Origin of the sequence: Sphingobium nicotianae, assembly GCF_018603885.1 — a bacterium.
Classification (GTDB): domain Bacteria; phylum Pseudomonadota; class Alphaproteobacteria; order Sphingomonadales; family Sphingomonadaceae; genus Sphingobium; species Sphingobium nicotianae.
In genome coordinates this window covers 107,000-120,592 of the sequence record NZ_JAHGAW010000011.1, presented here as the reverse complement: position 1 = coordinate 120,592, position 13,593 = coordinate 107,000, and the positions used below count along the sequence as shown (strand labels likewise).

The 13,593-nt window shown below is 65.0% G+C and carries 14 protein-coding genes; 5 read left to right on the top strand and 9 right to left on the bottom strand.

Annotated features, from left to right (window positions below):
* The first annotated feature begins 3 nt into the window (after nt 1-3).
* Nucleotides 4-726 (top strand): acetoacetyl-CoA reductase, encoded by a 723-nt coding sequence (phbB, locus tag KK488_RS16460; protein ID WP_214624793.1) that lies wholly within the window; start codon nt 4-6, stop codon nt 724-726.
* A gap of 5 nt (nt 727-731) precedes the next feature.
* On the top strand, nt 732-989 hold the full coding sequence (locus KK488_RS16455) for a ribbon-helix-helix domain-containing protein (protein ID WP_432653860.1): 258 nt from the start codon (nt 732-734) through the stop codon (nt 987-989).
* Nucleotide 990: 1 nt separating this feature from the next.
* Here the strand turns inward: KK488_RS16455 and KK488_RS16450 are convergent, their stop codons facing one another.
* Nucleotides 991-1,986 (bottom strand): adenosine kinase, encoded by a 996-nt coding sequence (locus KK488_RS16450; protein WP_432653859.1) that lies wholly within the window; start codon nt 1,984-1,986, stop codon nt 991-993.
* A gap of 125 nt (nt 1,987-2,111) precedes the next feature.
* On the opposite strand from KK488_RS16450, the gene KK488_RS16445 reads away from it, so the two are divergent.
* The 3 genes from KK488_RS16445 to msrB all read left to right on the top strand — a co-directional run bounded on the left by KK488_RS16445 (nt 2,112) and on the right by msrB (nt 3,736).
* Nucleotides 2,112-2,777: an EI24 domain-containing protein gene (locus tag KK488_RS16445; RefSeq protein WP_214624791.1), complete on the top strand. Its 666-nt coding sequence runs from the start codon at nt 2,112-2,114 to the stop codon at nt 2,775-2,777.
* A 7-nt stretch (nt 2,778-2,784) separates the two neighbouring features.
* Complete coding sequence (locus tag KK488_RS16440) at nt 2,785-3,147, top strand: hypothetical protein (protein WP_214624790.1); 363 nt, start codon at nt 2,785-2,787, stop codon at nt 3,145-3,147.
* 100 nt (nt 3,148-3,247) lie between these two features.
* Nucleotides 3,248-3,736, top strand: coding sequence for a peptide-methionine (R)-S-oxide reductase MsrB (msrB, locus tag KK488_RS16435; protein ID WP_214624789.1), 489 nt, complete (start codon nt 3,248-3,250; stop codon nt 3,734-3,736).
* Here the strand turns inward: msrB and KK488_RS16430 are convergent, their stop codons facing one another.
* The 8 genes from KK488_RS16430 to rpe form a co-directional block, all read right to left on the bottom strand.
* The gene (locus KK488_RS16430; protein ID WP_214624788.1) at nt 3,737-5,488 is read right to left on the bottom strand and encodes a hypothetical protein; all 1,752 of its coding nucleotides are present in this window, start codon (nt 5,486-5,488) and stop codon (nt 3,737-3,739) included.
* A gap of 41 nt (nt 5,489-5,529) precedes the next feature.
* Nucleotides 5,530-5,925, bottom strand: a complete 396-nt coding sequence (locus tag KK488_RS16425; protein ID WP_214624787.1) for a GtrA family protein — start codon at nt 5,923-5,925, stop codon at nt 5,530-5,532.
* Between the two features lie 14 nt (nt 5,926-5,939).
* Nucleotides 5,940-7,505 carry an NAD(P)/FAD-dependent oxidoreductase gene (locus KK488_RS16420; RefSeq protein WP_214624786.1) on the bottom strand — a complete coding sequence of 522 codons (1,566 nt, stop codon included), beginning with the start codon at nt 7,503-7,505 and terminating at the stop codon, nt 5,940-5,942.
* Nucleotides 7,506-7,584: 79 nt separating this feature from the next.
* Entirely contained in the window at nt 7,585-8,361 is a 777-nt protein-coding gene (locus KK488_RS16415; protein WP_349356912.1) for a cell envelope integrity TolA family protein, read from the bottom strand.
* A 124-nt stretch (nt 8,362-8,485) separates the two neighbouring features.
* Nucleotides 8,486-10,075 (bottom strand): bifunctional phosphoribosylaminoimidazolecarboxamide formyltransferase/IMP cyclohydrolase, encoded by a 1,590-nt coding sequence (purH, locus tag KK488_RS16410; RefSeq protein ID WP_214624785.1) that lies wholly within the window; start codon nt 10,073-10,075, stop codon nt 8,486-8,488.
* A gap of 93 nt (nt 10,076-10,168) precedes the next feature.
* The gene (locus KK488_RS16405; RefSeq protein ID WP_432653858.1) at nt 10,169-10,861 is read right to left on the bottom strand and encodes a pentapeptide repeat-containing protein; all 693 of its coding nucleotides are present in this window, start codon (nt 10,859-10,861) and stop codon (nt 10,169-10,171) included.
* Between the two features lie 281 nt (nt 10,862-11,142).
* Nucleotides 11,143-12,906, bottom strand: a complete 1,764-nt coding sequence (locus KK488_RS16400; protein ID WP_214624783.1) for a heparinase II/III family protein — start codon at nt 12,904-12,906, stop codon at nt 11,143-11,145.
* Nucleotides 12,903-13,565 (bottom strand): ribulose-phosphate 3-epimerase, encoded by a 663-nt coding sequence (gene rpe, locus KK488_RS16395; RefSeq protein ID WP_214624782.1) that lies wholly within the window; start codon nt 13,563-13,565, stop codon nt 12,903-12,905. The genes KK488_RS16400 and rpe overlap by 4 nt, the downstream gene beginning before the upstream one ends.
* Nucleotides 13,566-13,593 lie beyond the last annotated feature (28 nt).

Genomic DNA, 13,593 nt, shown 5'->3' with positions numbered 1-13,593 from the left:
TGCATGAGCAGAGTGGCGATCGTGACCGGCGGCACCCGCGGCATCGGCGAGGCGATCAGCCTCGCTCTGCGCGACATGGGCTATACGGTGGCCGCCAACTATGCCGGCAATGCCGAGAAGGCGAAGATTTTCACCGATGAGACCGGTATCCCCGCTTATCAATGGGATGTTGGCGATCACCAGGCCTGCCTGGATGGCTGCGCCAAGGTCGCCGCCGATCTCGGGCCGATCGAGGTGGTGGTCAACAATGCCGGCATCACCCGCGACGGCGTCCTCATGAAGATGAGCTTCGAGGACTGGACCGACGTGATGCGCGTCAATCTCGGCGGCTGCTTCAACATGTGCAAGGCGACCTTCGCCTCGATGCGCGATCGCAATTGGGGCCGGGTCGTCAATATCGGCTCGATCAACGGTCAGGCCGGCCAATATGGCCAGGTCAATTATGCCGCCGCCAAGTCCGGCATTCATGGCTTCACGAAGGCGCTGGCCCAGGAGGGCGCGCGCTACGGGATCACCGTCAACGCTGTCGCGCCCGGCTATATCGATACCGACATGGTCGCCGCCGTCCCGCCGCAGGTGCTGGAGAAGATCGTCGCGCGCGTGCCGGTCGGCCGGCTCGGCCACGCCCATGAGATCGCACGCGGCGTGGCGTTCCTGTGCAGCGAGGATGCGGGCTTCGTGACGGGATCGACCCTGTCGATCAACGGCGGCCAGCACATGTATTGAGTGCGGTGAGCAAGGACTCGCCACCGCTCTATGCCGGCCCGGTCAAGCGCAGCATGACCATCGCCGGCCACACTACCTCGATTAGCCTGGAGCCGGTCTTCTGGCGCGCGCTGGAGCTGCGCGCGCAGGCGCAGGGCCTGCCCTACAGCGCGTTGGTCGCGCGGATCGACGCCGAGCGGATCGCGGTGGCCGATCCGCCGAATCTGGCGAGCGCGATCCGCTGCTGGCTGCTGGCAGAGGCCGGGGACTCCCCGCCACGATAAATCAGTCCAGAAATCCGCCAACGAGCTGTTTCAGGTCCGCTTCCGGTCGCGCGCCATAATGCGAGATGACCTCCGCCGCGCAGATCGCGCCCAGAGCGAGGCATTCGTGGGGTGCTTTGCCGCGCACATAGCCGGTGAGAAATCCCGCCGCGAACAGATCGCCCGCGCCCGTCGTGTCGGTCACCTTGGCAACGGGTGCCGCGCCGCATTCGTGCCGCGCGCCGTCCCGGATTGCGATGGCGCCGTGCGGGCCGCGCGTCACCGCGAGGATCTTGAGTTTCGACGCGAACCGGGCGACGGCCTTCTCGAAATCATCGGTCTGGGCCAGCGAGGTGATTTCCGCCTCGTTGGCGAAGAGAATATCGATCTGTCTGCCGTCGATCAGCGCCAGGAAGTCCTCGCGATGCCGGTCGATCACGAAGGCGTCGGACAAGGTGAAGGCGACTTCGCGCCCGGCTCCGCGCGCCGCTGCGATGGCCTCGCGCATCGCGGCGCGAGGCTGCTCGGGGTCCCACAGATAACCCTCAAGATAGAGGATGCGCGCCGCACGGATCATGTCGAGATCGAGCGCGGTGGCGGGCAGGAACTGCGAGGCACCGAGGAAGGTGTTCATCGTGCGCTGCGCATCAGGGGTCACCATGATCAGGCAGCGCGCGGTGGGCGGGCCGTCGGTCGCCGCCGCCGTCTCGAAGCGAATGCCGAGCGTCCGAATGTCGTGGGCGAAGATGGCGCCGAGCTGGTCGTCGAAGACCTGGCCGATGAAGCCGCATTTGCCGCCGAGCGCGGCCATGCCGGCGAGCGTATTGGCCGCCGAGCCGCCGGATACTTCGCGCGCCGCGCCCATGTCGGCGTAGAGCAGCTCCGCCTCGTCGGTGTCGATGAGCTGCATGCCGCCCTTGGTCAGCGCATGCTCGGCGATGAATGCGTCGTCTTCCTGCGAGATGACGTCGACGATGGCATTGCCGATAGCGACGACATCGAGCGTGGGGTCGGGCAAGAGGAGTCCTTTCGGTGCGAGTGGATCGCGCTTTGGTGCGGTCATGGCCTGTACCGTGCGGAATTTCGGGCCGCAAGCTGGGCGGGACGATTGACAAGCGGCTCCTGCTGCTCTGACGTCATGCCATGATCTTTCAGGCCCTGTTCCGCGCCCTGCCGCAGATCGGCCTGCCGGCCGTTCGCGCCGTGCTGTGGCGGACGCTGGGGCTGACCCTGCTGGTTTTCCTGGCGCTGGGCGCCCTTGTCTGGCTGGGCTTGCGCGCGTTACTCATGCAGGCCGGCTGGCTGCAAGGTGCGGGCGTGGCCGGCGCGGTGCTGGCCGTGTCAATCGGCATCCTCTGCGCCTGGCTGCTGTTCCGCGCCGTCGCGATCGCCATCGTCGGGCTCTATGCCGAGCGTCTGGTCGCGGCCGTCGAGAGGGCGAGCTATGGCGCGCGCCACGATCTTGCCCGGGCTGTGCCGCCGATCGAGGGAGCGCGTGTCGCGATTCGCTCGGGCTTGCGCGCCATCGGCTGGAATCTCGCCGTCTTGCCTCTCTATGCCGTGCTGCTGGTCACGGGCGTAGGGGCACCGCTGCTGTTTCTCCTCGTCAATGCCTATCTGCTCGGCCGAGACCTGGCTGAACTGGTCGAAGGGCGGCATCCCGGTCTGCCGCGCTTCACCTCCGGACAGCGCTGGCAGCTCGGCGTGGTTTCGGCACTGTTGTTCGTGCCCCCGGTCATCAACCTGCTTGCACCAGTGTGGAGCGTGGCTATGGCCACGCATATGTTCCATGGTCGACAGATGCGCTGAGCCATCCATGCGCGGTTTTCTCACTTTGCTCGCCCTGGCTCCTCTCGCTGCCTGCGGCCCGACCCTCGTCCCCCAGCCTGCCCTGCCGCCCCCGGCGGTCGGATTCACGCCTGCGAGCAAGCCGCAGCCGACCGGCGTTATCGGCGCGGACGCGCGCGGCCTCAAGCTGCTGTTCGGCGAGCCCCGTCTCGACATTCGCGATCCCACGGTGCGCAAGCTGCAGTTCGCCAATGGCCAATGCGTGCTCGATACCTACCTCTATCCGCCCGCGCCCGATCGCGAGCCGCTGGTGACGCTCGTCGAAGCACGGACCAGCGCCGGCGCAGACATGAACTGGAATGCCTGTGTAAGGATGCTGCGCGGGCAATAGACAGATGTTGCATCCGATCCGGCCAGGGCTGCGTAACTGGAGCAGGGCGGGTTGTGATCCCGTTCTGCGAACCCACATTGGAACGCGGGAGAAGAGGCCCATGAATTTCGATCGGCGGACATTGTTGGCGACCGGCGCGACGGCGGCCGTCGTTCTCTATACAGGCATGGCGCGGGGGGGCGAGGGCGATCCGCGGCCCAAGGCTCCGTTCCAGCTCAGCGATGCAGAATGGCGCAAGCGCCTCGGTCCGTCGGCCTATGCCGTCCTGCGTCAGGCGGCGACCGAGCGCGCGTTCACATCACCGCTCAACAACGAACACCGCAAAGGCATCTTCGCCTGTGCGGGCTGCGGGCAGAAGCTGTTTGACTGGCGGACCAAGTTCGACAGCCACACCGGCTGGCCGAGCTTCTATCGCCCGCTGCCCAAGGCGGTAGGCACCCGGATCGACCGGGATCTCGGTGATGTTCGCACGGAAGTTTATTGCAGCAAGTGCGGCGGCCATCTCGGCCATGTCTTCGATGATGGCCCAGCGCCGACTGGGCTGCGCTACTGCATGAATGGAGTGGCGATGACTTTCCAGCCTGCCTGATCAGGCGGACGGATCCTTGATCACCCGATAGACCTTCACCGATTCACCCCGGCGCATGGTCACGGGCACCAGCCAGGCGGGCGTCTTGCCGGCCATCAGCGCCGCAATCAGGCTGCGCGGATAGCGTTTGCGATATTTTTCGATCTCGTTCTCACCACGGCAGAAGACGACATAGTCCGCACGCGTACCGTTCACGATCACCCGGGCGTTGTCTGGGTCGGCGGTCAGACCCTCGAGCACGGCCTTCATGCCCTCGACATTGCGGTGGTGGCCGGTCGCGACAACATCATGGTGTGTATAGACAAGCATATGTGCGCCGATGTCCAGCGGCGTGAACAAGATGGCCTTAGGCAGCGCATCCAGGCCGCGCAGCGTGTCATAGGTCGTGCAGCGAAAACGGTCGGCGACCTGATTTGCGGCTTTGCTGCTCGCCTGCGGCATGTCGAGTGCGGCCGCCGCCGCCGAGGCGGCGCCAAATGGTGTCGCGATGACCGTCCCGGCCGTGAGGCAGACGCGCAGCGGCATGAAGGTGAGGCGTTGGGCTGCACTCATCAGGCTGCCGAGCAGCATGGCATTACCGGGCAGCGCCAATACATGCGCGAAGGACATGGCGCGCATGACGCTCAGCGACACGGCGAAGGCTGCGATCTGCATCATCAGCAAGCTGAACCAGGCTTCACGCATCCGCCCATCCGGCGAGCGATGCCAGGCGAGCAGGCTGCCGAGCAGGCCAAGCAGCGAGGGCATGATGATCATCGCCCGCAAATCGGGCGTTTGGGCCGTGACCGGCAGTCCTTCCATGACTGCGAGATACCAGAGCTTATAGACGATCGGATCGAGCGTATCGAATGGGCCGGCCAGGCATTGCCGCGAGAGAAGAAGGAAGCTCACCAAGCCCACGACGCCGGCGAGGGCTAGCGGGACTCCACGCGCGACGAGGCTGTCTTTCGGCAGGAAATGCCGCGCCCCGATCATTGTCGCGGTTGTGAGCGCCAGCGGGAGGAGGTAGCTCGGCGAGAATGAATCGCACCAGGGGATGAGCGCATCGGACGGATAATGCGTGCCGAAGAGCAGGGCGGCCGAGACGCCCGTCAAGCTGATCATGTAGGCGCGCAGATCCGGCCAGCGATCGGTCCGAGTGATCTGGCGAAGACCCAGGATGACGCCGGCGACCACCGCATAAGGCAGCCCCTCGATCGAAATCTGCATCCAGCAGGCCATGGCCATGCCAGCAATGAGGCCGAGGTGGCCGTCATGCCGGTCGCTGCGGACCAAAGCGAGAACGGCGATTGCCCCGCAGAGCACCTGCGCGCCGTGATGGTCGATGCGCATCGGTGCGAACTGGATGAGGATCGAGAGCGAACTGAACAGCATGGCGACCGCGATCAGTGCCGTGCCGCGTCCAAGACTGAGATGGCGCGCGATCTTGTAGACGACGAGGGCGAGCGCCAGCAGCAACAGGAGGGGGATCGTGACCAGCGTGACTCGCTCCGCGAGCGGCGCACCGAGCAGGGGCTTGAGCGCGTTCAGCATGATGGCGATAGGCAGATCGATAAGGCGCGACCAGTGCATCGGCACGCCACTGGGCGGGAAAATGCGATGCTGTGTGAGATCGAACCAGCTTTGCCCGGCGAGTAGATCACGTACCTGAACGAGGCGCAGTGCGTCGTCGGGATCGCGGAAATTCATCGGCACGATGAAATGCCAGGTCGTGGCAATCAAGGCCGCACTGGCGATGAGCCAGAGCAGCACAAGAAGTGCACGAGCGGAGCCGGCGGACAGGGCAGGTTGTCTTACCATCCGGAGAAGACGATTGCCCTGCGGAGCATGTAGGTGGTCTGGAAACTGACGACGACGGCGATTAGCTTGGCGGCGATGGGCATCAGGCCGACAAGGCTGCCGAGTGTCACGAAGGCCGTCGTGACTGCGAGGCCCACGAGCGCCGAGCCAACGAACAGGCCTTTCTGCCGATTGCGTTCCGGACCGCGCGGCGCGGCGCCATCCGGAAAGACGAGCCGCGAACTGATCAGCCAATGACTGCCGATGCCGATGCCATAGCCGAGCGCCGAGGCGGTCATCGGCGAGAAGCCCAGCTCGAGAAACAGTAGGAACAGGCCGATATCGCTGCCGAGCGCGACGACGCTTGCAGCGCCGTAGCGGATGTAGGTCTGCGAGAGGAAGCCGGTCATCGCCGCGTCTCCGCTCAGGCCGCGCGCCTGGCGCGCTTGGGAACGTCGCGCTCGCTGGTAAGCGCAGCACGCTCGCTCGGCGTCAACGCTCGGGCATCTGCGCGCGCTGCGGCCTCCTGAGCGCCTTCGTTGCCCGCCTCATGATATTCGGCATCCTCGTTGACCTGCCAAATGTCGTAGATTTTAGCGCCCGCCTCGATGTTGCGAACAGTCAGCATCGCCGTCATCATGGCGTGATCCTGATTGTTGTAGCGATGCATGCCGTTGCGGCCGACCAGATGCAGCGTCGGGAACTTCTCTTCCAGCTCCTCGCGCATTGCGGTCACGTTGGCGGCATAGGTCTCGTCATAGACCGGATAGGCCTTTTCCTGCCGGACGACGGCACCCCCAACGACCTGCTCGCCCTGGATGAGACCCATCAGCTCCATTTCGCGCGTCGCAAGCGCGATCAGTTCCTCGTCGCTCGATGACCAGAGACCATCGCCCTCGAAGCAGAAATATTCGAGGCCGACGCAGGCAATGTCCGGATCGGGCACCATTTCGGGCGACCAGCTGCGGAAATTCTGCACGCGGCCGACCTTCACGCGCGGATCATGGATATAGATCCAGTTGTCGGGGAAGAGATCCTCCGACTTGATCATCAGCGCCACGGTCAGGAAGTCGCGATAGTTGAGCGACAGGGCGTTGCCGAGCGTCGCCTGCACCGGATGAATGCGGCTTGCCAGCTCGCGCATCGGTGCCGAGCTGATCACATGGCTGGCCTTGATCGTCACGATCTCGCCGCTCGTGGTCGTTGCGGCGACGCGCCACTCGCCAGTAACCTGGTCCTGGCTGAGTTGCCGCAATGCATGACCCATCAGCACCTGATTGCCGCCGGCGACGACGAAATCGCGCGCGGCATCCCACATCATGCCGGGGCCGAGGCGAGGATAGCGGAAATTCTCGAGCAAGGTCTTGGTGCCCATGCCGTCGTTGGGCTTCTTGTTCAGACCGAGGCTGCGCCTGAGGCCGTCGAGCACGGCGGCGCCGAGCGACAGACCCTTGATGCGCTGGGCGGCCCAGTCGGCGGACATCTCGTCGCAGGGCATACCCCACACCTTCTCGGTGTAGGTCTTGAAGAAGATCGAATAGAGCGTGCGGCCGAACTGGTTGACCACCCAGTCCTCGAAGCTCTTCACCTCCTTGATCGGGGCCAGCTTGGCCTTGGCATAGCTCGCCATGCACAAGGTCGAGCGCCAGATGCCCAGATTGCGCAGCGCCTCGAAGGCGCGCAGCGGATAGCTGTAGAATTTGCCCTGGTAATAGATGCGGCTCATCCGCGGCCGATCGATGAAGTCGTGCGGCAGGATCTCGTTCCACAGGTCGACCACTTCCTTCGACTTCGAGAAGAAGCGGTGGCCGCCAATGTCGAAGCGAAAGCCGTCATGCTCGACCGTGCGGCTGATGCCGCCGACCTGCGTCGGATCCTTTTCGATAACCGTGACGCGATAGCCCGCCTTGGTCAGCAGATAGGCGGCGGTGAGGCCAGCTGGCCCCGCCCCGATGATGGCGACATCGACGGGCTGGTCAGGACGCGACATGGAGCGGTTCCCCGGGAACGTTTCGATCGCGTCCGGGAGTGAACGAATTGAGCTAATAAAAGGTTAAGCGGGTGTCAGATCAGCCCGGTTTGTCGGGTCCACCCTCGGTTACGCCATAGTCGATGCGGATGCGCACCCAGGCGCCGACCTGGGGCTTTCCGTTAATGCGCGGCGGCATGACCAGAAACTGCCACGCCGCTTCCCGCACCGCCCGGCCGAAGCCGGAGCCCAGCGGCGATTCGCCCAACGTCTGGCAATTGTCGACATGATAGCGCTCGATCGTCTGGCAGGCGATCAGGCCCCAGCCCCTGCGCGGCATGCTGGCCGTCATATATCCACCAATCTCTGCATCGGTGGGCTTGCGATACCAGTCCGCATTGTAGAGCCGTACGCCGCCCGGCCCTTCGCCGGGCCCATAGGTCGAGCTGCTGTCGCCGGTATCGCCGCTGTCACCCGTGTTTCTTTGCGCGCGCGCCATTTTCGAGATGTCGCTGGCGGCGAACTCGGCACGGCTCATGTTGAGCCAGGATGGGCCGATGGGGATGGGCGGCGGAGGCGTCTTGGGCTGCTCTACCGGCGGTGTCGGTGTCGGCTTGGGCTCCGATGCCGCGCTGGCGCTCTCCCGCTTCTTTTCCTTCTGCTCGGTCTTCGCCTTGGCTTTGTCGCCTTTGTCCTCCTTGGCCTCGGGCATGAAGACGGTCGTCAGCGATTCCTCGATCTTGCGCGGGACCGGCGCGCCCTTCTGGAGCAAGAGGAGGCCGATCACCAGGATATGTAGAAGAACAGTGAGCGCGAGCGGCCCGAGCTTGCGCTCGCGCCCGTAACCTCCCCGGCCGGAGACGGGCAAGTCCGTCACAGCCCGGGCATCGCCGGAGCGGCGAGCGGGAAAAAAGTTTTGAAGTCCACCTGCCAACACGCCCGACGATTATCGCGCCAGCGCTTTGCGCGCATCCCCCTTAACGCCAAATGACTGAGCTTTATCAGTGGCGGAAGTGGCGCATGCCCGTGAACATCATGGCGAGGCCGGCCTCGTCCGCCGCGGCGATGACGGCGGCATCTCCCATTGCGCCGCCGGGCTGGATCACGGCCGTGGCGCCGGCCTCCGCCGCCGCGATCAATCCATCCGGGAAGGGGAAGAAGGCGTCGGATGCCACGGCGCTGCCGACCGTGCGCGGCTGGGCCCAGCCGGCAATCTCGGCGGCTTCGCGGGCGCGGATCGCGGCGATGCGCGAGGAGTCGCGGCGGTTCATCTGCCCGGCGCCGATGCCGGCCGTCACGCCGTCCTTGGCATAGACGATGGCATTGGACTTCACATGCTTGGCGACAGTCCAGGCGAACAGGCAGTCCTCGAGCTCCTGGCTCGTCGGTGCGCGCTTCGTTACCACCCTAAGCTGGTCACGCGTTACGTGGCCATTGTCGCGGTCCTGCACCAGGATGCCGCCGGCGATGACCGTCACGCTCTGTCCGCTACGCGCCGGATCGGGCAAGGTGCCGGTCAGCAGCAGGCGCAGATTCTTCTTTTTCGCGAACACCGCTTGCGCGGCCTCGTCGGCATCTGGCGCAACGACGACTTCGGTGAAGATTTCGCTGATCGCTTCGGCTGTCACCGCGTCGAGCGGCCGGTTGACGGCGATGATCCCGCCGAAGGCCGAAACGGTGTCGCACTGGAAGGCGGCGCGATAGGCCTCGATCAGAGTCTCGCCGGTCGCCACGCCGCAGGGATTGGCATGCTTGGTGATCACGACTGTTGGTGGCCCGTCGCGAAATTCGGCGACCAGCTCGAGCGCGGCATTGGCGTCGTTGAGGTTATTATAGCTCAACTCCTTGCCCTGCACCTGGCGCGCCTGGGCGATGCCGCTGGTGTGCTGCCCGGCGGAAACGTAGAGCGCGGCGCGCTGGTGTGGATTTTCGCCATAGCGCAACGGCATGACCAACTTGCGCGCAGCCACCTGCGTTGCCGGGAAGGTCTCGCCCAGATCGACCGTGGCAAACCAGCCCGCGATCATGGCGTCATAGGCGGCCGTTGCAGCGAAGGCCTTGGCTGCGCACATCCGCCGGAAGTCGTAGCTCGTCGCGCCACTCTTCGCGTCCATTTCCTCGATGAGGCGGGTATAGTCCGCCGGGTCGGTGACGATGGTTACGCTCGCATGGTTCTTCGCGGCCGAGCGGACCATGGACGGGCCGCCAATGTCGATATTCTCGATAATCTCGTCACGGTCCGCGCCCTTGGCGAGCGTCTGCGCGAAAGGATAGAGATTGCTCACCACCAGATCGATCGCGCCGATCCCGTGCTCGGCCATGGCGGCGACATGCTCGGGATTGTCACGCACCGCAAGCAGACCGCCATGCACCTTGGGATGCAATGTCTTGACCCGGCCGTCCATCATCTCGGGCATGCCGGTGAGATCCGAGATGTCGCGCACGTCGAGGCCGGCATCGCGCAGCGCCTTGGCCGAGCCGCCGGTTGAGACCAGCTCGACGCCGTGTCGCGCGAGCGCCTGACCCAGCTCGATCAGCCCAGTCTTATCCGACACGGAGAGCAAAGCCCTGCGGATGATGACGTCCTGCATCGGTCTCGTTCCTTATTCCTTGGCCTCTGTGACTGCCGGCGGGGCGCGCACCCCCTCTCCTGTCGGGCGCGGATCGTCAAGCGGCAACGGCCTCTATCGCACGTTCAAGCCGAGTTCCCCGAGCAGTTGACCGGCCTGCTCGCGCGAAATCGTTGCGCCGCGAAACTTGGCGGCATCCATCAGACGCAAACCGCCGAGATCGGCACCGCGAAGATCGGCGCCCTCGAACCGCGCGTTCGTCAGATTGGCCTCGCGCAGGCTGCAATCGACGAAGATGGCCGCCCGGAAATCGCCTCTGCGCAGATCGGCCTGGCTGAAATCGATCTTGTTCAGCGTCATCTTCCGGAAGCTGTGGGATGGCAGCCTGGCATTGATGAGCAAGGTTTCGTCGAACCGGACTTCCATCATCCGCGCCTCGGACAGATCGGCGCCGGTCAGTTTACAGCCCTGAAACACCGCCGATGCCAGGTTGGACCGGCGAAAGTCGGCATTGTTGAAATCGCTCGATATTAGGGAGGCCTCCGTCAGGTCGCTGCCCAGAAAGCTCGCGAATCCGCCGCGGCATGACCGCCATGTCGTGCCCTCCAGCTTCGCTCCGCGAAAGTCTGCGCGCTGGAGGCTGCAGCGTTCAAATGTCCATCCGGTGAGGTCGCGCTCTGCAAGGCTGAGCTCTTCCATGTCGCACCCGGCGAGATGATGCGGCGTATCTGTCGCCGTCAGCGCCGCGATATCGGCAATAGCCATGCGACGGCCCTGAATGATGTGATCGGGGGACTGATCGGTCATCATATAATCCGTTTCTGCCTGGCTTGGGCCGGGAGTCTATCGATCGGCATGGTCGTTCATGTCAGCGCCATTTGTCATTCCGAACTTCGCTGACTTCTTGCATATCGCGCATGTGATTTTTGGCAAAAATCCTCCCTTGAACGAGAAGGGGGTCTAGATTTTCGAGACGGATTCACGCGGTCAAAGAGCGAACGCGGCATATCTTGGCATGCAGGCAGCCGTGTAGGACAGGCGGATATGCTGGAGGCACCATCCGATGGCGACGGAAGGCGTCGCCCGGCCTATCCCGATTTCTTGAGCAACCAGCCGATGCTGGTGCCGCCGGAACCCGTGACCATGTGGACGACGAGCTGCTGGGTCGGGTGCGGACGCCCCTCGCCATCGACCCACAGACTGTCTTCGATCGCGAGCTCGCCGGCGCCGACGCGGAATTGCCAGAGCGTGCCATGGCCGGTCCGCAGCAGGGCGCCCTGCTTGTCGGCGGTCAGGGTCGGCTCGATCTCGGTGCCGAGATGGAAGCGGATGGCGACCGGGCACTCTGCGATCTTCTTGCGCTTCTCGGCAGGCAGCAGCACATCCTCGCCGCGCAGCTCGCGGCCCTCGTTCGAGAGCATGAGGATGCGGCGATGCACGAAGCCGAGGCGCCGCGCATAGCCGTCATGCGCGACTTCGAGGCGGCTGCCCTGCTCCATCTCGTGCCGGTCCAGCTCCACTTCGCTGACGCCCTTGCCGAGTGAGCCGTCCGGCATGATCGCGGTCGAATTGCTGTCGTCCAGGATGAGGGTCGAGTGGGCCGCGGTGGTGCGCAAGCCTTGCGCAAGGTCGATCGGCAGGATCGAGCCGGCCAGCGCGGCGCCGCCGCAATTGACGATGATGCGTGTTGCGCCATCGGACAGTTCCATCGCGCCGGTCGAGGCGCAACCATTCCTGGCGAGCCGCGCGACCGGCGGAGGCGCGGCGTCGAGCTGCACGACCGTGGTGCCGGCGGCGAGCCGCTGATAGCCCCAGTCGCGCGCCTGGCGCAGCGGGCGGGTGCGGATGCCGGTCGCCGCGACGATCGCGGTGATACGGGCAGGATCGATCGGCGCGCCGCCCTGCCAGCTGCCGGGCGCGCCATCGCCATGAAGGATGCCGAGCAGGGCCGCAACCATCCGCTCCAGGCTCTGCGCGACGAAAACCGGCAGATCTTCGCGCCGCACGTCATAGACGGCGCGGAGCATCGCGAGCAAGGTGATCGCCTCGATCTGCTCGATCGGCGAGCGCGAGATGATCCCGCCATCCGCGTAGAAAGCACCTTCCAGCGCCCGCTTGAGGCCCGCTTCGCCGAACACGCGGCGCCCTTCACCGCCGGGCAGCAGCAGGCTGGCGGCGACGATGCCGACCCAAGCCGTGACGCGCGGCAGGCCCACCGGCGCCTTGTCCGCGCCACGATCGAGATGGCGGGCGGTGCGGGCGATACCATTGAGCACGAGGCTGCGATAGACGAGATCGCCGCTCGACAGGATCAAGGGCGAATAGGCCGTCCAGAACAGAATGCGCCAGGCGCAATTGTCGACGCGCCAGGCCGGCTCGCTCACCGTTTCGCCATGCGCTTCCAGCCACTGCCGCATCATCGCCTCGGCGACGGGCACGGCATTGTCGCGGCTGGTCGCGGCGGCGAGATCACGCAGCCAGCGGAAGCCATGCAGATAGTCGACAAAGGCATCGGGCTGGTCGATCTTGCGCCAGTCCATGCCGATGACCGACTGCTTCATGCCGCGGAAGAAGAAATAGCCCGCGCGTAGCGCCTTGCCGGCGCGCGGATCGCCGGGGATGGCATCGTCCGGGACAGCGAGCAGCTTGAGCGGATATTTGCCCTTGAGGCGCATCGTGTGGAACGGCGTCGCCCAGGTCATCCGGTAGAAATGATTGGCGATGCGCTGGGTGAGGCTGATGCCGCGATCGTCCGACAGGCGGATGAGCCGCTTGCCCTGCTCGATGCCGTCTTCCTCCGGCGGCTCGATCACCGGAGCGGGGCGGGCCAAAGGACGGGGGCGCGTGCTCATGATCCGCGCAGTCCCGCGATGTTCGCGGCATAAGCGGACGGGCCGCCCCTGAAGGTCGCCGTGCCCGCGACCAGCACGTCGGCGCCCGCGGCGATGGCGCGCGGCGCGGTGGTGGCGTCGATGCCGCCATCGACCTCCAGCGCGATCTCACGGCCGGACTTGTCGATCATCTTGCGGACCGCCTCGATCTTGCGGAGCTGACTCTCGATGAAGCTTTGCCCGCCGAAACCGGGATTGACGCTCATGATCAGCACCAGATCGACTTCGTCGATGAGGTAATCGAGCATCTTGGCGGGGGTTCCCGGATTGAGCGAGACGCCGGCCTTCTTGCCGAGCGACTTGATGTGCTGGACGGTGCGATGGCTGTGTGGCCCCGCCTCCGGATGGAAAGTGATGATGTCGGCGCCAGCCTGCGCGAAAGCATCGAGAAAGGCGTCGACCGGCGAGATCATCAGATGCACGTCGAAGGTCTTAGTGGTGTGCGGGCGCAGCGCCTTCACAACCATCGGGCCGATCGTCAGATTGGGCACGAAATGGCCATCCATGACGTCGACATGGATCCAGTCCGCTCCGGCTTCGTCGATCGCGCGGATTTCCTCTCCGAGGCGCGCGAAATCGGCTGAGAGTATAGAGGGCGCAATACGGACGGATGGCACCATGAATTTCGCTTAGCTCTGCGATTCCGGC